The sequence below is a fragment of the Enterococcus sp. C63 genome (genome assembly GCF_040887215.1).
GTDB classification, from domain to species: domain Bacteria; phylum Bacillota; class Bacilli; order Lactobacillales; family Enterococcaceae; genus Enterococcus_B; species Enterococcus_B hirae.
Map to the genome: position 1 here is coordinate 150,558 of NZ_JBFOFI010000008.1, position 22,041 is coordinate 172,598.

A 22,041-nucleotide genomic window follows, 5' to 3' on the forward strand; every position below is an offset into this window, starting at 1 on the left:
ATTTTCTATAATTATCCGTGGAAGAGACGATTGAACAAGTTGTTTCTTTGAGATCCAAGCCGAGATGTCCAAAATTTTTCTTTGAAAAATTTTTGTGATGTTTCGGCTTATTTCTCAAAGTACACTTTTTGATTTCTCAGCAACCGTCCCTTCCACTAATGAAATGAGGAAACACATGTTAAAGAAACGATTACTCTCTTTCGTAGCTTTTTTAAGTTTGTTCACGTTAGCAGCTTGCAGCACAGCGACGAAACAAACGACCTCTGAGAGCAAAACGACCACCAAAATTTTACAAGAATCTTATTCTGATGAACAGTTCTTATTAGGGACTTATGTTCGGATTCGAATCTATGATGAAGGCAAAGAAGCAGCATTAAAACCTGCCTTTGCTCGGGTCAAAGAACTAGGTGATAAAATCACGATCAATCAGGAGGGTTCCGAAATCGACGCAGTGAACCAACAAGCGGGTATCAAGCCAGTAAAGGTTTCTGATGATATCTACACGTTACTAAAACGTGCTTATGAATATAGTCAAGATTCACAAGGTGGTTTTGACATGGCAATCGGGGCTGTTACTCAATTATGGCGTATTGGGTTTGACGATGCGAGAAAACCGGCCCAAGAAGAAATCGATCAAGCATTAAAGCTGGTTGATTACCATAAAATTGAGCTGAACGATAAAGACAAAACTGTTTATCTGAAAGAAAAAGGCATGATCATCGATCTTGGAGCCATTGCTAAAGGCTATATCACAGATGAAGTTGTCAAAGTGTTAAAACAGCAAGGTGTAACGACTGCTATCGTTGACTTAGGTGGAAATGTCTATGTTTTAGGTCATAGCCCACGTGGTGAAGATCAAGACTGGACAGTCGGTATCCAAGATCCGAATCTAGCACGTGGTTCTGTTTTAGGGACGATCAAAGAACGGAACAAAACATTAGTGACTTCTGGCATCTATGAGCGTTATTTAGAAGTAGATGGTAAAAAATATCATCATCTATTTGATCCAGATACTGGTTATCCTTTTGATAATGATATTGCTAGTGTTACAATCATCACAGATAAATCAATTGATGGTGATGGCTTGTCGACAGCTGTCTTTTCAATGGGTGTGAAAAAAGGATTGGAATACGTCGAAAGTGAACTGAATGATGGAACGGAAGCCATTTTTGTTACCAAAGAAAACAAAGTATACGTGACCGATCCGATCAAAGATACTTTCGTTTTGGACAAAGATTCTAAATATACGATGGGCAATCGTTCTGAATTGAAATAAGGAGTATGAACTATGACACTAAAGATCTTTTTAGAAGTAGTAGAACTACGAACAAAGGTGGCTAGTGTATTTCCTTTTGCGATAGGGGTTTTATTCTCTATCGCTTTTTTTCATGAAATACATTGGCTTAATACAGGGTTGTTTTTTATTGGTATGTTGGTTTTTGATTTAGCAACTACCGCAATCAACAACTATATGGACTACCAAAAAGCCCATTCGAAAACTTATAAATACCAAGAAAACGTAATTGGACGAACTGGCATCTCACCAAAACTGATCCAAAAAATGATCCTAGGAATGATTTTCTTTGTCTTACTGATTGGTGTAATCCTAACCGCTAGAACTGGGATTTTATTATTATTGATGGGCGCTACTTGTTGCTTCATTGGCATTTTTTATACCTTTGGGCCCATTCCCTTATCACGAATGCCTTTAGGGGAAATTTTCAGCGGTGTAACAATGGGGTTGGGAATTTTTGCCATGGTCATTTACATCAATACTTACAGTACGAAAGTATTTGATCTGATTCTTTCTTTTCAGACAGGAACCTTCCGTTTAGAAGGAAACATTTGGAGTATCCTAACGATCATCCTAGCTTCACTCCCCTTGGTTTTTACGATTGCCAATATCATGTTAGCTAATAACCTACGGGACTTAGAAAGAGATATCGAAAATCATCGCTATACTTTAGTTTTTTATATTGGGCGTCCCATTGGACAATTGTTGTTCCAGTTATTGATGTATGCTTGTTATCTGGTCGTCTTGATTGGACTATTGAGCCATGTCTACCAGTGGCCAATCTTGTTGACTTTTCTCACATTACCAACGATCTATCGTAACTTGCAACAATTCAAACAATCCTTGCCTCACCCCATCAGTTTTAGCTATGCCATCAAAAATATGATCTTGTTCAACAGTAGTTATGCATTGGGCTTACTTTGCAGTATTCTGTTGTCTTATGTTTAGAGATCCATTGATTTTTCAAATAAAAATAAGACCCATGAAGTCAATGAAAAGCTGTGACTTCATGGGTTAATTTTAAGTTATCTTAGAATGCTAATCTTTTACCTTACAGGTGCTTGCAAAAGCTGTCCCTGTAAACCTTTCGTTAGTGTATTGCCGCCGATTATTCGTTGGTTTTGTGCAGTTAGTCTTTTAGCCTGTGGTATTGCATGTTTCGTAAGATCAGTAAGCTTACTTAGTTCTCCTTTACGAGACATGGTATTACCGACGTCAAGTGCGCTCACTCCCTTTTTAGCATTTTGAGCCTGTATCTTTGCATCTATTAAATGAGTTTTATACTCTGCTCTTGCAACTGGATCAATCGAACCCTTGAATTTGATATGACTATTGACTCGATCTTTAATTACCTTAGTATCATCTCTAGTTATGAGGTCTTCTAATGCTAACTTATTAAATTTTTTTAGTGGTTGTTGGAGCAATTCTCTTTGCCTAGCTTCTGGCGTAATACCTCTCACTTCATCAATCTTTCGCCCAAGCCAGCCTCTTTTTTTCGGACCGTTTAATTTAAGTAATGGAGAGTTTTGTTTTTCTAGTGCCTTTACTACCTCTGGATTCCCTGCACATAGTTGCGTAACGAAAGCTCTCTGATTAGTTGTATCTTTTAGAGTGGCTTGATAAACTTTTCTTGCATTTGGATCAATCGAACCCAAGAATCTGTTCTCACTTAGGACTTTATCGCGAATGACCTCATTCTCATTCATGAGTGGTTTTAATAGGTTCTTATCAAATTTATGAAGTGGTTGTTGAAGTAGTTTATCTTTCCATTTATTTTGCCTAGCTTCTGGCGTAATACCTCTCACTTTATCAATTATTCGCCCAATCAACCCTCTCTTTTTCGGTTCGATTAATTTAGCTAGTTTAGGATCTGCTTTTATTATTTTTTCTATTTCACTACCGTTTTTTCCTTCACATAGTTGAGTAAGAAAAGCTCGTTGTTGATTCTCTTTCCGTTTATTCCATAATTTTTTCCCAGCTCGACCTGCGCGTATTAGCATTCTTCCAATAAAAAGTGTCGCAGTAACAGCCCATCCTGGCATCTTTTTAAAGAGTCTTTCGGTATAATCTAGTTCTCTTTCCGTTCCCGGTTCCATCATATATTTTCACCTCCTTCTTATTTTTCATCTGAATCAGACATTCTTTTTCGTTGCTTCTTCACGTGTGGTCCCATCTTGAGTGGGAGATACCGCTTCGTATTCTTTCTCGTATATCGTAATCCAATTAAATGAACCAGGGTCGCCTCTTAGGGCATATTTCGAGCCTTTTTCTCCAATAGAGAAAGAAACTTCTTCTTTTCTACCGTTATCGTCGATTTTCGTGATGACAAATACTGCACCGTCTTGATCTGGGTTGACGGTGACAACACGATAATCATAAGTGAGCTCATTGACCGTTTTGTCTTCTTCGATTTTTTTCTGGATTAACTTACCGTCTTTAAATTCTAATGTAAATGTTCGATCGGTATTCGTATTTTCCCATGCGCCTTGTTGTAAGACGTCTAACCAAGCTTGTGAAATCACTTGTTGTGCTGCTTCTGCTTGTTCGGTGATTTCTTCTTCCATTTTGACTTTAACTTCTTCATTTGGATAGAAGTAGATTTCTTCTTTATCTTCTTTTAAATAAAAGATTGTACTTCCCATACGTGATTGTAATTTGAGTTTTTTCATGGTTCCTTCTTTATCTTCTAGCACTAAATACCCGTTATCGACTAAGTAATATTTACCAGCTGCTAGCCAAGAAGAAGCACGATAGGTCCCGTCGGTTTTTAATTCTAGTACCATTTCGTCACTTCGATTGGAGTACCATTTACCACTATAAGTAGTGGCACTGTATTCTCCTAATCGTTCCTTACTTTCCGCTGTTTCTTCTGTCTGACCTTTTTTAGTCGTCTCTTCCCGATTGGCTGTGTTTGAGAACAATGAATAGCTTGTCAAACCCAAGACCACAACGAAAAAAACTGTTACCCCTATTAAAAAATTTCTACCTGTTTTGGTTTCTAAAAAATTTTTGATCATATTTTTTCCTAAAAATAAAGCTTTTCGTTATTTTTAGGAATTACTCACCACCTTTACTTTTCACGAATTGACTAATGAATCATTAACTAGCTAGTCGAAAGATTAAGGCACCCCATATCCAGAGATTGCTGAATGATCGAGTGTATAGGTTCTTCTTCGAACCATATTTTCTGAATTACCTTCAATTACTTGAATCGTATTTCCACCTGTAAATTCGACGATCCCCACTTGGTCTTTCCCCGTTTTATTACCTTTCCAATCAAAGAAAATCAAATCCCCTGGTTGCGGGATATAGCCTATATCAGTGGCTTTGAATTTATTATTCTTTTTGTACCAATTGAACATATCTAACGGTCTTACAGTATTCGGTACACGACCTTGACTGAGATATCCTGCTTGTTCTGCTACCCAAGTAACAAAGATCGCAGACCATTCCATTCGGCTCTCATAGCCAGCCCACTCCCAATATTTATTGCCATTTAACGTACCGATTTCTTTAGTTGCCACCTCTACCAACTTGCCAGTAGAGTTTGAGAGGTTGTAAGAAATTAAGCGTGCATAGAACATATCACCAAATGCGTAACGCCAGTTATAGCCAAGATCTAAAGCCACGCCCTTATTATAAGAAACAACTTCCCCATTACTTCTTTCTTGCGCATAAGCTTTGCTATGCTCAAATGTATATTTACTATCTGTACGGATCAACTCGTCCAAATAGTCTTCCCCATAATTGTAAGCTTGGATCGCTGCTAAGTTACCTAATTGATACATTTGTGCTTTTCTTATTAAATTGGCAAAATAAGCTACACCTAATTCAATTGACTTTTCTGGGTTGATCGTTTGATTCAAATTTTGTGCTTTAGCAATTCCCATAATATCCGGAACGGTTTCACCATCCCCACCACTTTCTACCCAGATTATGGATAGTATGACATTGGTAAATGATTCAATGTTCTGTTTTTTTGCTTCTGTTACTACTTTTTCTCGCCATTGAACCACTTTTTCAGGTGGATAAATAAGCTCACCTTGCGATTGTTCTCGATCATACTGACTTAATTTCGTACGATTTCCATAAACCAAATTTTCAATAAAAATTGTCGGATTGATTTCTGGATTGCGGTAGAGGAAGATTCGTTTTTCTTTCATGATCATCAATAAATTACCGTCAAATTTGTCACTTGTGTAACCAATCAAATCTCCGCTTTCTAAAGAAGCTCCTTCACGTATGATCGGCGTCACATTAATATAATAAGCTTGGTATTTCCCTGTTTCCGTTTTGATACTTGTTGTCGTTTGCTTTTTCCCATTTAGATCTCGAGCCGTACGCGTACTGATCTCTGTTACCTTCTCGTTTGATGTGGCATAGACAGGCGTTTGTGGTTTCGCATCAATGATTATTTCATCATTCATATTGGCATCGTCCCGACCGCGATAACCATAATTACCAATAACAGAAGCATACGAAACTTTCCCTAAAGGATTATCCATAAAAATCTTATCCTGAAAACGATCGATTTCTAACACAGGATAATATTTATCGATTTCATCTTGTGAGAATGCTGAGATCGTTCCTATCACTTTATTGTTTGAATAGAGTTCGATTTGAGGATCTAAATCAAGAAATTCAGCAATCGTTTGTACTTTGACATTCAGCGTGACGCTGTCTTTGTCTTTTTCTTCTTTGTCTTCTTCTTCTTTGTCTTTGTCTTTAACTTTTTCTTCTGTATCTTTATCTTCTTCAAATTCGACTTTGTATGTAAAAGTGCCATCATGGATTGCGCGAAGTTCATCTTCTACTTTTGCAATCTTAACTGGCTCTTCCTCCATTGGTGAATACTTATCTTTAAACTGGGCATAAAAAGACATATATAATGGAGGACTCATGGATGTTTGGTCTTTTAGTCGTTTCAGATAATTAGGAAGCGCACTATTTTTAATATTATAATTTTCATATTTGGCATTTAAGTAATAGATATAGTTATCCCCATTTGAAGCAAACGAAAATTGTTCCGGATCGGCAACCATTCCATTCACTTCAAAATAAACTTCATCATGTTCTTCAACTAATTGATTGTAACGATTATAAACATCTCTATTTTTAGAGGCATCCAAATAGGAAATATACTCAAATGCTTCAGCGATCGCCATATCTTCTGTTTTCAATGTGAACAAGGCGACAATAAAAGTCCAAATCGCTAAAACAACCGAGATTACCACGAGAATGATCGCCAGTATAACGATAACTATCGCGATGATCAATAGCGCCTTGATTGTAATCACTAAAAAAATCAGCGTAATGAGGATCCCGATAATCGTTAAATCTCCCTTTTCATCTCGCCCACCAAGCATTTTCATAGCCGCTTCTTTTGCTTGCCCTTTTGGTGACAGCTTTTGAGCCATATCTAAAAATTTTGACGCTGATTTTTTTTTACCTAGAAATTTCTTGAAGAACCCACCCTTTTTGCCGACGCCTTTTGTAGGATTTACATAGACAACTTTCGTCTTTTTACCCTTACCAAAAATATTGTACCATTTTTTTTTGGTGGATTTCACTGAATCTTGAGGTGCAAATCCTTTTTGATCTTTGTAAGCAGTGTAGCTGTAAGGGGTACTATCCTTAGAAGAACGAGCAACCAAATTGCCTTTTTTTGTTTCTTCTGCTACTTTTTTTAACTGTTCTTTTTTTAGCTGTTTCTTTTGCACATTCACTTTTGGTTGATCTGTCGACTGTTTTGTTCCCTGGATGTTATTCTGACTTTTTGAATCAGATCGTAATTCCTGTCGCACTTTTTTTTGATCATTTTTGCGTTTTAGGCCTAAAACTTTACGGAACCTATTTTTAGCTAATACGACGGTTTTATTACCAAATTCTTCAACGTCTCGTTTTATTTTTGAAATTTGTTTCTTAGTCAGTTTAATCTTTTGTTTCCCTTGTTTAATGACTCTTTTTAAACGAGATTTTTTTTTAATGATTGGTAGTTTATCATTTCTATGGACAATTATCGTTACTTTAATTGTCTGATTGTTTTTAAGAATCGCTTTTGTTAGTTCTGAACTTTTTTTTTGGTCTTTGATGAGACCTTTGGTTTTTTCTAATCCTGTGCTGATAATACTATTTTGTGATTCCTGCTGTTCGTTATTGGGTTCATTCAAATCGGGCACTGTGACGTATCCTTTCTGATTCCATTTTCGTTTTAGTCTTCACCAGGTTTGGTTGACATCATCTTATACAACTGCGTATCTTTCGGAAAATGATCATAAAAAGGTAAAGTTGTATCGCCAAATACCATCAGTCCATAACCTTCTGGTGAATTCACAACAAATTTTTCTTGTTCTTCTGAGATATCAAATAACCGGACTAATTGTGAACGGTCAGATTTTGCTTGATTGAGCATCATGACGAAATCACTATTTGAAAGCATCCGCCGCGCAAGGTCCGAAAGTAAAAGTGTCTCCACATTCTGTGTAATCCCAGTTGGAATTGCCCCCCACTTTCTGGCACGACTCCATAATTCAAAGAAATAATTTTCAGAATACTCATTTGTAAACAGTAATTGCATTTCGTCGATATACAACCAGGTCCGAACGCCTCTTTCCCGGTTGGTAGTGATCCGATTCCAGACTTGGTCCAACACGATCAACATCCCCATTGTTTTGAGCTGTTTCCCTAAATCTTTGATATCATAAACAACGAGCCGTTTGGTAATATCGACATTTGTTTCAGAGGAGAATACTGACAAACTTCCTTCGATATAAATTTCCAAGTCCGTCCTCAATTGGTGCGCTTCTTCTTCCTCTTGCTCTTGTAAGATGTGGTAGAAATCTACAAAAGTTGGCATCCGATCGCTAACCGTTTCATACGTTCGACGACATACACGGTCGATCAACGTTTTCTGGGTAGAGGTTAGCCCCAATGCACCGCCAATGATCAAGTCGAACAATGAAATCAAAAACTCCGACTTTAAAACAACCGGGTCACTATCATCTCCATAGTTTTCGTTGATATCCATTGGATTGATCGTGGTAGCGGAATCACTAGCGATCTTGATAATCTCACCATTAAAATTTTTACCGATAACGGAATACTCACGTTCAGGATCAATAATGATGACTTCATCTTCGGCATCACGCAATAGTACATTTACGATCTCACGCTTCACCGAGAAACTTTTACCAGAACCAGGAGTTCCTAGAACAAATCCATTGGGTGCTTTTAATAATTTCCGGTCAAGAGATAAAATATTCTTTGAAATAGCATTTACGCCATAATATTTCCCATTTTCTTGAATTAGATCTGAAATAGTAAACGGCACAAATATCGCAGTGCTGGCAGTCGTTAGTGTTCGATCCAATGGCAATATATTATTTCCTAAAGGTAAGGTTGCGTTCAGCCCAGCCTCTTGCATAAATTCTAACTCGATGATCTTAAATCCAAATTGTCGACCAATAGAAGATACCTCGTCATGTACTTCTGTTAATTTTTCAACTGTTGGGGCATGGAAATGGATACTTCCAGTCATTGAATAAAGCTTTTGACCCTTATTCTGTAAATCATCAACTAAATTTTTCGCTTCTGTTAGCGAATAAGTCAAATCATAGGAAAGCATTTCAAAATCGTAGCCGTTTTGTAGGGCTTTTTTCTGTTCATCCACTTTTTGTTGTTCCATAAAAGCTAATTTGGTCTTCACTAAGTCAAATGCTTCATCTTGCTCAAGTGGCTTGATATGTAATGTAATCACCAACTCTTGAGGGATTTCTAACAGTTCAAAAATAAAAGTATCTGCTAGTTCCGATGGATATTCTTGCAAATAAACGGTTTTGGCATAATGATCATCCATTTTCAAGTAGTTTTTATTTTGTTTCAGTTCAATCACTTCTGGTAGGATATCCTCAATCTCTGGTTCTTCCTTATCACTTTTTGTTAATAAGATATCAGACAAAATTGTCAACATCTGTTTTTTCTCAAGACGGTTGATCCTACTACCTAATCGACTCGCAAACATTGCAAAGCGATCTACAACCATTTCCAGCTCTTTATGAGCAAGTTTTTCTGTTTGATGTTGCTGGATGAAGGTAAACAAAATCCGTTTCTTATAGCCATTTTTTTCTTCATCCAGTTTTCTGGAAATAACATCATTCATTTCTACGCGATAAGGATCTAAAAAATCATTCTTTTCTTGGTAGTAGAGAATTGATTGCAATTCACTCAACGGTCGTTTCTTTTTGTAGACAGTTAACTGTAGCTGGGTTTTACTACTTAAAGAATTAAGGAAATCACAATATTGCGAGAAAATCTCAATCTGATTCTCTTCTGATGAAAGCTGATAGTTGATATCTTCTAATTCGACTGTGATGGAGTACGTATTATCATCCAGTTGACAAACACCGCTGGGAAAAATTGATTTAAAGTAAAAAGTATCGCGCAAAAAATCCACATCTTGTGGATTTTTTTTCTGTTGTTTCTTTATATTTTTAGAAGTCTTCTTTAAATTTTTATGATTATTCTTTATTTTTGACTTTAATTTCATCATCGTTCTTGTCCGCCTAATTCTTTACTTTCTGACATGTCTTGCTGACCATCATTCTTTTTTCGTTTCTTTTTTCTAGTTCCTGTCGAAATATGGTATTTAAAAAATTGCTTAACATAAACTTCAAATGATAAGCCATTTCGTTTGAACCATCCAAAAGACACGATTGGAATAGAGGCAATGATCATCAACCAACTGATGATTTCGATTGGCATTTTTAACCATGCAATGAATATCAGTGCGATCGCGACATTTACCCCGCCAGCAATACAAAGACACAATAATTGTTTTAGATTCATTCCTGCTATTACTTTTTCTTTGTATTCTTTGATATCTTTTGGAACTTTTACTTCTATTGCCATATCTCCCCTCCTTATGATGCAGATATTAGTGTTTTGGCCATCCTTTAGTTTTATTGATAGCTAGTAAGATTCCAATCATATAGATCGTTAATCCTAAAATAATCCCAAACATATGGGTGCCAACGTCTTCCATTATTCTCATGAATAGCATTGGATATGTAACTAAAACCAGGGCGATAAAGGTTGACTGCAACCCCGTGGCGGCAAAATTTTTAAAGAAGCCTTTGGTCATAGCAGAAAATTCTTGGCTTGGTAGAGCCCCCATCGGAATTGGTGCCATCGCGCTAAAAATATAAAGCTCCATAAATCGTAAATAAATCGTTACCTGAATCAACGTCCGTACAACAAGTGACACTAAAAATAGAATGAACATAATTAATAGCACAGCGATTTGTGACCAGAAGTCTAGATCATTTACCGCCTGTTCTACTCTTGCTGCTACATTCGCTACAGTTTTTTCGTCACCTACTTGTAAAATTTTATACGTTAAATTAGAAGTAATCACTATGATTCCGTCTAACAAAACTTGGATTTTTAAAATAACCACATAACAAATCGCAAATTTAATAAATGATTTGATGATCATTTCAAACCCAAGCATTGGTGCTCCTCCAGCTCCCTCAACCTTAAGTGAAATTTTTTGAAATTCCAAAAGAATAAAGATGGCTAAAATAGACAATGAAAGCGGAATAACAACTAGTTCCTGTAAATCTACTACTAATTTATATGCATCATACATGTATCCTGATAGATTCTTACTCAGAGTGTATTTTAAATCATCTCCATTCAAATAAAACATGATTTGATTAAAGAGCCACATTATCGCTGATGTCATAAATTAAATCCTGCTTTCAGTGTATTATTGTAAAAGTGAAGAGAAATCAAATTGAGTTGCGAACCAGCCTGCAGCGACTAAAATCAATCCACCACCGACAATTTGCCAAATTCCTTGCTGTAATTGCGGACCATTTTTATCTTTTAATGCACCAGCTAAAATGACCGTTCCCCAAATTAGCCAAAGACCTCCACCTACTAAAGTGAAGTTTGATACTAAACTAAAAACTTTTTCTAATAAAGCTGCATCTTTCATTTAAACATTTCCCCTTTTTTGAGTTATTTATTATTTGTTACTACTTTTAGTATATGGTAATTTTTCAACCGATGTTTGCCAGTTATTTCTAAGTTGAGAAATTTTAGAAACTCCCTCTCTCAAATTTTATAATTGACTAATTTAGTCAATATATGTAAGAGGTCTTTATCAAAAAGCAGACTAGCTGAGAAGAATAGTTACTCTAAAAAATTTTAAAATTCGTTATTTTGGACACAATAGATTGATTCATCTACAAAACTTGGAACATCTATCCATTTTTTTCAAATAAATGCACAGCGCTTAAGAATTGATTCCTGAAAATAAGTCGAAAAATCAAAAATGCTCAAAATAACAAGAAGCCACTTTTGGATTCACCATGATTTCCGAGTGCCAGACAGTCCTTATATCATCTTCTACTAGTTTCACTCAGCATCATTGACAAGGATTAAATTCCTAATAATTACATATGTATGTTACGTAGTGGACGGTGTAGAGAGATTACGTTCATACATATATGAGTCTGTCACATCCCCTAATTTTTTATAGTTTTTATGTTTGACAATGTCATATTTTTCAGAGAGGAAAGGATTTGCTCCACGTATTTTTAAAATACATTGTTGCCCTTTCAAACTGGCTACTTCATCGGGGTCCATCAAATTACGCCCCAACTTTTGGAAACTTTCATTGAATGATCCATTTGAGCCTTTAGTGACACTGATATTTCTTTGTTCGATCGTTTCTTTACCTAAAAGTTTAGAAATATATTCATGCGTACTTTGTTCCATCCCACCTAAATATAAAAAGACGTCACTCGTACCAATAATGGTTTCCCAAGTATCTTTATACAACGTTTTTAACTGACTAATATTTTGTAAGATCACATTTGTTGAGATTTCTCGACTTCGAATAACCGAAATAACTTTCTCAAAATCCGGAATTTGACCAATATTGGCAAATTCATCTAGAATACAGCGAACATGACATGGTAAGCGTCCTTTATAAATATTATCTGCTTTGTAGACCAACATATCAAAGAGCTGTTGGTACATCATACTGGCTAAGAAGTTAAAACTGGTATCTGTATCTGGCAGTAAGATGTACAAAATCGTTTTCCGATCCCCAATGGTGTCCAATTCTAATGTATCTTTAGAGACCAAGTCTTTGATACTAGGAATATCAAACGGAGACAATCTTACCCCTAAACTAACTAAAATACTCTTGGTCGTCTTATCCCCTGATAGTTTGAAAATTTTATATTGCGCAACCGCGAAGTTTGTTGGATCTTTCTCTTCTAACTCATTGAACAGCACGTCTAAAGGACTGACGAATCCAGGAACATTTTCGTCAATATCTGCTAGACGTACCAATTCAATCACATTTCCTAATGTGCGATCTTCTTCAACGACTTCTTGGATCAAATAGCTAAAAATCGCCATTAATAAAGCAGTCTCTGCCTTTTCCCAGAAATCATCGCCACCTTTTTTATCAGGGTTTGAAGTGTTTTTAATCAAATTATTTACGATTTTTAGAATATCGTCTTCCGTTCTTATGTATTTAAATGGATTGTAGTGATGGGTGTCACGCCGATTGATCAAATCAAAGACTTTGATATTGTAACCAGCTTCCTCAAACATTTTTCCTGTTTCCATCAATAACAATCCTTTGGAATCACTGACTACATAGGAAGAATGCATTTGCATCAGATTCGGTTTTACATAAAATCGTGTCTTACCACTACCTGCTCCTCCAACCACAACGACATTTTTATTACGGTTAAAATTATCTTTGCCAGTAATTTTCATTCGTCCTGACAGGGATAAACTCTCTGTTTTAGTCAATATGATATTAAAACTCTTTTTCTTCGCCAAAAATGGTTTGATATCTCGAAATTTCCCCCATTTTGCACTTCCATATTCTTCATTTGGCCGTACTTTTTTTTCATCAAACGTTTTGTATAATACTAGTAATCCATAAGAAAGAACAAAAGCGAACCCTCCCAGTAATGACTTTACGTTAAATGAGAATTGAAAGGAAAAACTAGCTATTTCACCAACTGCGTGAAGAAAAGATCTAGCTATTTTTTCCACAAATGTTACGGTTGTATTTTGATTAATCGTAAATAAAAAAAATGTACGATTCCCTATATACATTAATGTACTCACCACAACTACGTGGACTACCCATAAAACATATTGAGACTTTCTCAAGTGTTTGTTCATCCCTTTCGTTACTTAATTTGAATATAGCGTTTATGTGATATTATCCCTAACGTCCGTAGCCCTCCGATCGCTGGTGATCATTTTTACTGCTCACTGATGCTCGTCCACTAGATTGTTTTTCATTAGTTGGATTATTCAGTACTCTACTAACAGAATCCCTTAATCTTACTTTGTCAGTTTCTGTCTGTTTATTCAAAGTAGAAATGGAAGATATACTCGTCCGATTTAATTCTTGTTCTTTCGTTTTTTGGCTCGTCTGCGTTTTCTGTTTTTCAGCTGTTTGCTTTTCATTGTCTATCTGAGCCACTCGTGCTACTCGCGTATTAAAGTCAGGGGTAAGAGAATGGTGCTGTCCTAGTTCTTGCACTTTAGCTGAGCGTTCGGTAAATAACTGTTCACGCTTCGCATTTTCTCGATTAGCTAATCGATTTTGCAGGGGTTTCAATAAGTATTTATCAGCAACCCACACACCTAGCAACGTAAAAAGGGCAGGAACTGCTATAGCTGCTACTGAAGCAATAAGTGTACCAGAAATCGCTGGAAGAGCTGCGGTTAACAGTAAAGGTAAGCCGAAAGTAGCTAACCCAACAAATAGGGCGACTCCAATTAACGTTTTCACTTTATTTCTCCATAAACGTTTGGCGAAATTGGTTGTCGTCATCAATGCCGCATTTTTTACTCGAGTAGCAAACGGCAACCGCTGTCCGTTAGCATCCAACCCTTTTTTCAGATTTTGGTTTTCTTCTGATGAACGCTTTTCAGAATGGGCAATATCGAATGTTTCTTTTATTTTCTTTCCGATTGGAACAAAGGTTTTAGCGTTAAGATTACTTAATTTTTCCTTACCAAATTTATATGGTCTAGCCACTACTTTACCGACTGGTTTTAAAGGTCGACCAATTGTTCTAGCTGTCGAGCGCACAGATTTTCCGATGGATTTAAAAGGTCTAGCAATTGTTTTTGAACCTTTTTCTAGCGCTGCCACTGTCTTAGGAAATCTCTCCTTAGCAAATCGTTGGACTCTCTTGGAAGTACGTGGAATGATTTTAGGTACGGCATTTACTAAACGTTGACCGACATAACTACCAATAATCACGCCTCTTAACCAGTTGACTACAGCGGATCCATGTAATAATTGTGTGCCAGTAGGCATTAGCGGAAGAGCGCCAGCCATCGCACTAAAAAACGCCATCGGTGCAACCCACAGTACTTGTCTTGCTAAAAACAAATAAAATGAAGGGCGGGTCAGCACCTGATACCATTTCTTTTTAAGATCTTTATAAGTAATTTCTTTTAACTCTTCGGCTTTTCCTTTCAATTCTGCCGTATCTTGCTTAACATTTTCGAGTTCCTTAGCTAGCACCTGAGGATCCTTTGGCTGTATCTCTTCTAAAAATTCAGCTAATTTTTTTTCATCGCCAAGAATTGTCTTTAAACCTTCACATAGTGTTTTATTTTTAGTAAGATCGATTTCTATCTTAGATCTTGCTGCTTTAGACTTCTTCGATTGATCAAGGAAAAAATTATTGTACGGTCCATATTTTTTTAATTCTTCATCGTGCTTTATCTTTTGTTCGACAAACGCGACCTGAGATCGTAATCTTTCTACGTATGCTAACTTTAGATCCTCAACCGAAACTGATTTTCTCACACTATCTGTTTCATCTAATGTACTGTTGACGTTTTCCGGCATAGAAGTTTGGTTCATGTCACCTTCTGATACTGAACGTAAATCTGAAGAATCCTTTGGTAGTGGAACTTGATTTGTAAGATTATTTATTTCTGAATCGCTATTGGGTGTAGACGGTTGGTCTAAGGAATCTCCTGGTATTAAAACTTGGTTTGTAAAACTGCTTAATTCTGGAAATTTATTGAGTTCAGCAGTTTGATTTGTAATTTCCTTTGATAAACTAACTTGACCATTAACATAACGCAATTTAACTCTTGGTATAAGAATTCGGTCAAATTGGTCAAAACTATGACTTGGTATAGACTGTTCCGTCATTACTCCGGGAGCCGAATTTCTACGAACTAACTTGTCATGAGTCTTTAAATCTTGAGTTGTAGATAATGATGATAGTACACGTTCTGAATTGGTTAAATTCCGTAACTTTCCAATGTAACGCAATGGAATATCATATTCAAACCTTTGAAATTTGTCAAATTGTGTATCATCAAATGGTTTTTTCTCTGGATCTAACTCAAAATCTGATAATTTTAAATGCCGTTCATGAAGACTGTCATCATATATGGGTGAAGATGTTTCTCGATCTTCTGAACGTAATGGAGATTCAGATGGCGTAGTGAGTTCTGGTGCACTATTTCGGCGACCTTTATCTGTTTGTTCTCTATGTACTTCATGTAATGTGTGACTAACTGATCTAGATCTTGCTATTCTATTTGGTCTACGCTCCTCTTGTTGGCTAAGTCCATGAATAAAATTTGCTTTAGGACCTTTCCGGAGCACGAGGGAGTCTTTTTCTTCTATATTAAATTTATTGATTAGATTTTTCACATGGCCAGGGACAGGTCTATCATTTGCCGAATCCTTTTCTGATACACTATTTGCGAGACTATTAGTAGCTTGAATTTCAGGCTTAGCTTGCTTTCGCAAATCGTCTTCTGATCGATTGAAAGAATTATTCGTTTGCTGCTTGTTTCCTTGTGGTAGATTACTTCCATTTTTATTAGGTGTTTTTACTGATACTGTTTGGTCGGGTTTTGACTCTCCATTCTTTTCAAACGTCGAAACTATTTCTGATACATTACTTAGGCGATTGATAGATTTAGTTTCAGGTTTTGCTTGATCTCGCAAAACGACTTCTGATTCATCGAGAGAATGATTCGTTTGCTGCTTATTTCCGTTTGGTTTAGACACTTCTTGTTGGCTATGTCCTTGAGCGAATGTTATTCTAGGACCTTTCTGGAGCTCGGGAGAGGTTTCTTTGTTGCTATTAAATTGATTGATTATACTTTGCACATCGCCACTGACAGGTCTATTATTTGCCGAATCCTTTTCTGATGCACCATTTGGGAGACTATTAGTAGCTTGAATTTCAGGCTTAGCTTGTTTTCGCAAACCAACTTCTGATTCATCGAGAGAATGATTCGTTTGCTGCTTATTTCCGTTTGGGTTAGACACTTCTTGTTGGTCTTGTTGGCTAAGTCCTTGATTGAATTTTATTCTAGGACCTTTCTGAAGCTCGCGAGAGTCTTTTTTTTCGCTATTAAATTTATCGATTAGCCCTCGCACATTGCCACTGTAAGGTCTAGCATTTGCCGAATCCTTTTCTGATGCACCATTTGGGAGACTATTAGTAGCTTGAATTTCAGGCTTAGCTTGTTTTCGCAAACCAACTTCTGATTCATCGAGAGAATGATTCGTTTGCTGCTCATTCTCTTTTGATAGATTACTATTACTTAGGCGATTGATAGATTCAGGTTCAGGTTTTACTTGATCTCGCAAATCGACTTCTGATCGATTGAAAGAATTATTCGTTTGCTGCTTGTTTCCGTTTGGTAGATTACTTCCATTTTTATTAGGTGTTTTTACTGATACTGTTTGGTCGGGTTTTGACTCTCCATTCTTTTCAAACGCTACAACCCTTTCTGATACATTCATTTGGTCTTGATTTTGTTCTAATACACTCCCCCTATCCTGTCTTTTTTTCCTCCTTATAGTGGCTGTCTCTACGAGAACTTTTTTCGCCTTGTCCTTTCTGTTTTCTACTTCCTCCCTCGTAATATCAACTGCAGTAGCTTTTGCATACATCTCTTCCAAAGTATCCGTTTTTATTATTTCAAAATTCTCAGTTCTCATGAATTCTTTAACAAGCTTCTTAATTTTATCAACAATCACAGCATCTGTTATTGTTTGGCCTCTAACCTTATCTAGCGTATTTGGCGTATTTGACATCTCTTGCATCATTTTTTGATTTTTCTGACTAACATTATTTAATTCATTTAATTTTTTGTTACAATCTGCTACTTCGTTTCGTTTGTGCCGCTTAAGCCCAGTAAGTTGTTGTTTCGATTGACTGATCTCACTAGCTAATATTTCGGCCAGATCTTTATTCTCAAAGTACTTCGTTTTTTCATCTATTGCGATGGCTCCAAGATAATCATTACTTTCATGACTATTATTAGATAAAAAAACGTCCTTTGTTTCTAATTTTTCTATTGTGGCCTTATCCCTTTCATGCTTTACGATCTTCGTTTCTTGTTCCTTTTCTAATACATTAATTTTTTGTTGAAGTTGCTCCCCACTGATTTTTCCCTCGGCGTGTTCGATTCTTGCTTCATACTCAGTTTTTTCACTTTGTAATTCAAACACTTTACGATCCCCAGCCATCCGTTGAAGTACTTCAAATTTAAAGTCATCTAACATATCTTGCACTTTTAAAAGTGCAGTCTTTTCTCCATGATTCTCTTGGATTGGCTTTTCACAAAGAGTAAAGACATTTTCTTTTTTGACAGAAAACGACGATGCTTCTTTGATAAACTCTGACTTTAAATTAGATTTATTTTGCCATTCACCGGTTTCGTTCTCCAATATATTCTTTCTTACCAAGTAGTTCATTCCTCCTCCATCCTTCTTGGATCATTCTACTAGATCTATTCTAATTGCATAATAACGCAATTTATTAAATCTGATGTGCAATTTCACTACGACCGTTGTTTATTTGGAAACCATTTGTTAGTCTATTTTTAGTATCTATACTGGTTTTTACTGCTCCCGTAGTGGCATCTTTCATACTCTTTTTGTCATCTACTTGTTTATCTGATACTCCCACAGGATTTTGTTGTTGCGCCACTGTCCAAATTGGTTGTAATTTTGAAACTTGTTTATCAATTGGTTGTAATTCTGGAACTTGTTCATCTTTAAGTAATGGGACCTTATCTGTTTCTTGGCTTAGGTCTTGTTTTTCTTTGGCCAATGCCTTTCTTTCTTGCCGTTTATTCCATTTTTTCTTAAGAACTTTATATCCTTTTCGAAGGTTAACCCCAGTCCATTTTACTGCTATCCAAAGCTTATCCCCAGTCCACTTCGCTACTTCCCAAGTCAATTTTAATAATTTCACAGTCAAAAATCCCAAGCCCCCAAATAGACAACATAAAAGAAACAACATACTACGATCTTCAGAATCCATCACTTTTTCCTCCTTTAAATTTTTTTATTTTTTTGTTTATTTTAATCATACCTGACTTTCTAGCTGGCTCCATCCTATTTTTTCCAAAAAATAAAAAAAGATGGCACTCGTAAAAGTTGTCCTTAGGAAGAATATAAACACGCCTCAAAATTCGACCAAAAAATTGGCGTTGGCACTTTTGAAATTTTTAAAATATCCGCATTGATTCGTTCAAAATTCAGGGAGAGATCTGTTAGTATCAAGTCATATTGATTCAACACCTGGTAATCAATTGAAAAGATATCTTGTTCATAAATATCAATCTTCTTAAAAAAAGGATACTTGTTTAAAATAATATTTTTATAAAGTAAAGCAACACCAATTTCCTGTGTACTTAAAACCAGAATCGACTTTTCTTTCACTTGTGGTTCGATCATATGTACTAATTGATTGGAAGAAATAAGTAATTCCAAAAATAAGTCTTTATGTAATAATTCACTTTTTTCAATAAAGCTCAGTTCTGCAACTTCTAGCGAATGATGATACGCTTGCCAAATCTTAGGATTGTTTTGCATCACTTTTTGATAAAATATATCCGCATAACTGACTTTAAAGATCATTAATTCTTTATAAAAATTGATAAAGTCAGATAAGTAGTCGATGGTTCTTTTACTGACCGATCCTTCAATATTAAGTAAATAATAAAAATGAGTAAGAAAAGTTTCAATTTTCTTAGGCATGATTGTCTGGCGATTAGTATCTGTTGTAAAGAGCAAGCCGAAATAGGAACTTAAGACATTTGCTACATTATTTCTAGTTACATTAAACTTATATTTTTGACTCATCAACGTTGTAAAGACCGTATCTTTTTGAATTACTGTTAAAAGCTCAGTGACAACCATTTCTTTATTCTCCAACTCATCTTCCGGTACAAAGTGCTTGTGACCTATACGAATGATCGAAAGAAAAATGTAATACACCGAATAAATAATTTTAGGAGCACTAGCCGTTTTATTTTGTGCTTTGAGACACCTACGTATTAATTGATAGATAGAATCAAAATAAGCAAACTCTTGTATTCGATACATCTCTTTAAACATGCATGCAAATAAACGTCTAATTTCCGTTTCATTGCCAACTACCATTAATTTTGCTTGTAAATCGATCTGAATATTTATGGTCTCTGTAAAAAAATAATTGTTTATTTTTGACACAATCCTGCGAATACTTGTTTTACTCAAAAATAAAGATTGAGAAATTTCAGTTAGTGTTGGTTCGTATATGACTATGTATTTTAGTATTTTGACATTAATTGAATTATTCAGTATTTTAACAAAAATATCATCTAAATTGACATTGTTCGGTATCGTCAAACTTACTTCTTTGTGATTATTTACCTCAATATGAACAGGAAAATAGGAATCATTGAAGTGTTCAATATCAGCAATTAGTGTTTTATCGGTAATTGTCAGCTTCCTTGCTAGTTTGTTAAGATTGGAAGACCTAGTATTTAACAAATAAAGTAAGGTAACTTGCCTTTCTAATTGCTTTTCAAGTAACCCCATAAGTACAAAACTCCCTTCTATTAAACATCATGTAAGAGTATCGTACAGTCAATTCCTTTAATTTCCCGTATGTTTTTTTCTAGTTTTAGAAATTTAAGTTCTCAAAAATATTTGAATTGTGTTAAAATATAAAATTTAAAAATCCAATCATATAGAATATATCTATTCCATTTTTTAAATAACAATAACTAAATACAATAATAACCAATGTAACAAATAACCATTAACGATTTACTATAAAGTTAATAAAAAACAAGTATAGAAATTTATAAAAAAAACACTAACATAACAAAAATATATGATAAAATAATTTATATACCATAAGAGAAAGGTGGGAGGAAGCGATTTCTAAGATTTTGAAATCCAAAATGATGATGAAAGAACTTAATATACTGGAAAAAACTTCAGAAAGACAAGTCAAGTTAGCATTACTTCTGGGTATGTCATCAATTGAGTGCAACACGCTAACAAAGCAATTAAATGTGACAAAAAAAACATTATTAAGTGACATTGTTTTTTTTAACCACACCTATTCACCTGTTGTCGTTAAAATTGATCAGTATCAAATCATAACATTAAAAATGCCTAATGATATGAATCTGGAAGACTTAATCAAAAAAATACTAAATCATTCTACGAACGTTCAAATCTTAAAAACGATTTTTATTAATGAACCTGTTTTGTCAAAACTCGCTGAAACATTATTTTTAAGTGAAACCAGTATTCGGCGAATTATTTTTAAAATCAATGAATATTTTTCTGAAAGAAACTGGCCAATCATGATCAAAGTTGCTTCTCAGTTACAAATTACAGGTGACGAAAGTTTTATACGGCATTTTTTTTGTAGCATGTTTCGTGAAATTTATACCCCGCAGCAACTACCACATTTTGACTATATATTTGACTTGTTACAACGTTATCATAATAAAAACCATACGTTTTCTTCAGTAAGTACATATAAGTTAATTTTAAATAGTTACTATTTTTATACGTCCATTATTCGTATCGGACAACGACACATAATTGATTACCCTTTAAAAAAAGAAACCGAAAGTGAACGATTATTTTTTGACTTATTGACAAAAAGTACCGTTCTTTGTTCGATCATTGAAAAGAAATATAATTTTAGTATTACAAAGTCAAATGTCCATAACCTATTAAGTTCATATAGTCATTTATATTTTTTTAATTCAAAAAATGATGAATTAATGGAGCAAAAGAAATTACAAAATTTAGTTCATAGTTTTTATCGTTATATGGGCATAGATATTACCTTATCTCCTAATGACATACAAAGACTAAATGACTTTATCCATTTTAATGAACGATTGCAATCCTTTAAGACGACATACATAGATCTTTTATCACAAACATTTATCAAAGAATCAGAAAAACTATTATCAGCTTATGAAAAGTCAATCGAACAAGCCGGTTTGACTGAAATCAAAGAAAACCAATTACTTTATGAAGAATTATTTTTAGAACTGATTACATTATCTCCACAATTATTATCAACACTCCTTCCTTATAAAAAACATTTATCCATCGTCATTGTTTCTTATCAGGAAGAACGGATTTTGTCTTTCTATAAACAACTGCTGTTAAAAAAATTTCCGTCGTTATATAAAATTGATATGTATCAAGAAAATATTTTCTCTGTTGATTATGTGAAAATCAATCAATATGACCTAATTTTAACTGATATCGAGCTAAATCAAACGAAGATCTCGACTAATATGTTAAAAATATCAAAAATTCCCACTTCTGCTTTTTGGAGCAACCTAAAAGAACTTCTTTATGCATAAGGGAGTTACATCATTGCTCGTTTAACATCGGT

General features: G+C 35.1%; 14 protein-coding genes. 3 read left to right on the forward strand and 11 right to left on the reverse strand.

The window, feature by feature from the left end; translation table 11 throughout:
* Positions 1-175: 175 nt before the first annotated feature.
* Both AB3H90_RS12245 and menA read left to right on the forward strand, forming a co-directional pair.
* Positions 176-1,276 (forward strand): FAD:protein FMN transferase, encoded by a 1,101-nt coding sequence (locus tag AB3H90_RS12245; RefSeq protein WP_368016799.1) that lies wholly within the window; start codon positions 176-178, stop codon positions 1,274-1,276.
* 12 nt (positions 1,277-1,288) lie between these two features.
* On the forward strand, positions 1,289-2,242 hold the full coding sequence (menA, locus tag AB3H90_RS12250) for a 1,4-dihydroxy-2-naphthoate polyprenyltransferase (RefSeq protein ID WP_010737221.1): 954 nt from the start codon (positions 1,289-1,291) through the stop codon (positions 2,240-2,242).
* A 98-nt stretch (positions 2,243-2,340) separates the two neighbouring features.
* On the opposite strand, the gene AB3H90_RS12255 is transcribed toward menA, so the two are convergent.
* The 11 genes from AB3H90_RS12255 to AB3H90_RS12305 form a co-directional block, all read right to left on the reverse strand.
* Positions 2,341-3,393, reverse strand: a complete 1,053-nt coding sequence (locus tag AB3H90_RS12255; RefSeq protein WP_225792567.1) for a hypothetical protein — start codon at positions 3,391-3,393, stop codon at positions 2,341-2,343.
* Between the two features lie 33 nt (positions 3,394-3,426).
* The gene (locus AB3H90_RS12260; protein ID WP_010737219.1) at positions 3,427-4,311 is read right to left on the reverse strand and encodes a hypothetical protein; all 885 of its coding nucleotides are present in this window, start codon (positions 4,309-4,311) and stop codon (positions 3,427-3,429) included.
* 102 nt (positions 4,312-4,413) lie between these two features.
* The gene (locus AB3H90_RS12265) at positions 4,414-7,473 is read right to left on the reverse strand and encodes a lysozyme family protein (protein WP_143139780.1); all 3,060 of its coding nucleotides are present in this window, start codon (positions 7,471-7,473) and stop codon (positions 4,414-4,416) included.
* A 32-nt stretch (positions 7,474-7,505) separates the two neighbouring features.
* The gene (locus tag AB3H90_RS12270) at positions 7,506-9,842 is read right to left on the reverse strand and encodes a VirB4-like conjugal transfer ATPase, CD1110 family (protein ID WP_010737217.1); all 2,337 of its coding nucleotides are present in this window, start codon (positions 9,840-9,842) and stop codon (positions 7,506-7,508) included.
* Complete coding sequence (locus AB3H90_RS12275) at positions 9,839-10,201, reverse strand: PrgI family protein (RefSeq protein WP_010737216.1); 363 nt, start codon at positions 10,199-10,201, stop codon at positions 9,839-9,841. Before AB3H90_RS12275 ends, AB3H90_RS12270 begins: the two co-directional genes overlap by 4 nt.
* A 25-nt stretch (positions 10,202-10,226) precedes the next feature.
* Positions 10,227-11,036, reverse strand: a complete 810-nt coding sequence (locus AB3H90_RS12280) for a hypothetical protein (protein WP_368016800.1) — start codon at positions 11,034-11,036, stop codon at positions 10,227-10,229.
* Positions 11,037-11,060: 24 nt separating this feature from the next.
* A complete protein-coding gene (locus tag AB3H90_RS12285) occupies positions 11,061-11,291 on the reverse strand; it encodes a hypothetical protein (protein ID WP_010720705.1) in 231 nt (76 codons plus the stop codon).
* Positions 11,292-11,764: 473 nt separating this feature from the next.
* Positions 11,765-13,498: a VirD4-like conjugal transfer protein, CD1115 family gene (locus AB3H90_RS12290; RefSeq protein WP_368016801.1), complete on the reverse strand. Its 1,734-nt coding sequence runs from the start codon at positions 13,496-13,498 to the stop codon at positions 11,765-11,767.
* A 58-nt stretch (positions 13,499-13,556) separates the two neighbouring features.
* Complete coding sequence (locus tag AB3H90_RS12295; RefSeq protein WP_368016802.1) at positions 13,557-18,089, reverse strand: hypothetical protein; 4,533 nt, start codon at positions 18,087-18,089, stop codon at positions 13,557-13,559.
* A gap of 64 nt (positions 18,090-18,153) precedes the next feature.
* Complete coding sequence (locus tag AB3H90_RS12300; RefSeq protein ID WP_368016803.1) at positions 18,154-18,660, reverse strand: hypothetical protein; 507 nt, start codon at positions 18,658-18,660, stop codon at positions 18,154-18,156.
* A gap of 122 nt (positions 18,661-18,782) precedes the next feature.
* On the reverse strand, positions 18,783-20,204 hold the full coding sequence (locus AB3H90_RS12305; protein ID WP_368016804.1) for a helix-turn-helix domain-containing protein: 1,422 nt from the start codon (positions 20,202-20,204) through the stop codon (positions 18,783-18,785).
* A 371-nt stretch (positions 20,205-20,575) separates the two neighbouring features.
* Between AB3H90_RS12305 and AB3H90_RS12310 the strand changes: the two genes are divergently transcribed.
* Complete coding sequence (locus AB3H90_RS12310; protein WP_242697219.1) at positions 20,576-22,009, forward strand: helix-turn-helix domain-containing protein; 1,434 nt, start codon at positions 20,576-20,578, stop codon at positions 22,007-22,009.
* Positions 22,010-22,041: the final 32 nt, after the last annotated feature.

Bases quoted from the DNA above. Each gene is read 5' to 3' on its own strand.
- AB3H90_RS12245 (WP_368016799.1), top strand. From the start codon at position 176: ATGTTAAAGAAACGATTACTCTCTTTCGTAGCTTTTTTAAGTTTGTTC.
- menA (WP_010737221.1), top strand. From the start codon at position 1,289: ATGACACTAAAGATCTTTTTAGAAGTAGTAGAACTACGAACAAAGGTG.
- AB3H90_RS12255 (WP_225792567.1), bottom strand. From the start codon at position 3,393: ATGATGGAACCGGGAACGGAAAGAGAACTAGATTATACCGAAAGACTC.
- AB3H90_RS12260 (WP_010737219.1), bottom strand. From the start codon at position 4,311: ATGATCAAAAATTTTTTAGAAACCAAAACAGGTAGAAATTTTTTAATA.
- AB3H90_RS12270 (WP_010737217.1), bottom strand. From the start codon at position 9,842: ATGATGAAATTAAAGTCAAAAATAAAGAATAATCATAAAAATTTAAAG.
- AB3H90_RS12275 (WP_010737216.1), bottom strand. From the start codon at position 10,201: ATGGCAATAGAAGTAAAAGTTCCAAAAGATATCAAAGAATACAAAGAA.
- AB3H90_RS12280 (WP_368016800.1), bottom strand. From the start codon at position 11,036: ATGACATCAGCGATAATGTGGCTCTTTAATCAAATCATGTTTTATTTG.
- AB3H90_RS12285 (WP_010720705.1), bottom strand. From the start codon at position 11,291: ATGAAAGATGCAGCTTTATTAGAAAAAGTTTTTAGTTTAGTATCAAAC.
- AB3H90_RS12295 (WP_368016802.1), bottom strand. From the start codon at position 18,089: ATGAACTACTTGGTAAGAAAGAATATATTGGAGAACGAAACCGGTGAA.
- AB3H90_RS12300 (WP_368016803.1), bottom strand. From the start codon at position 18,660: ATGGATTCTGAAGATCGTAGTATGTTGTTTCTTTTATGTTGTCTATTT.
- AB3H90_RS12305 (WP_368016804.1), bottom strand. From the start codon at position 20,204: ATGGGGTTACTTGAAAAGCAATTAGAAAGGCAAGTTACCTTACTTTAT.
- AB3H90_RS12310 (WP_242697219.1), top strand. From the start codon at position 20,576: ATGATGAAAGAACTTAATATACTGGAAAAAACTTCAGAAAGACAAGTC.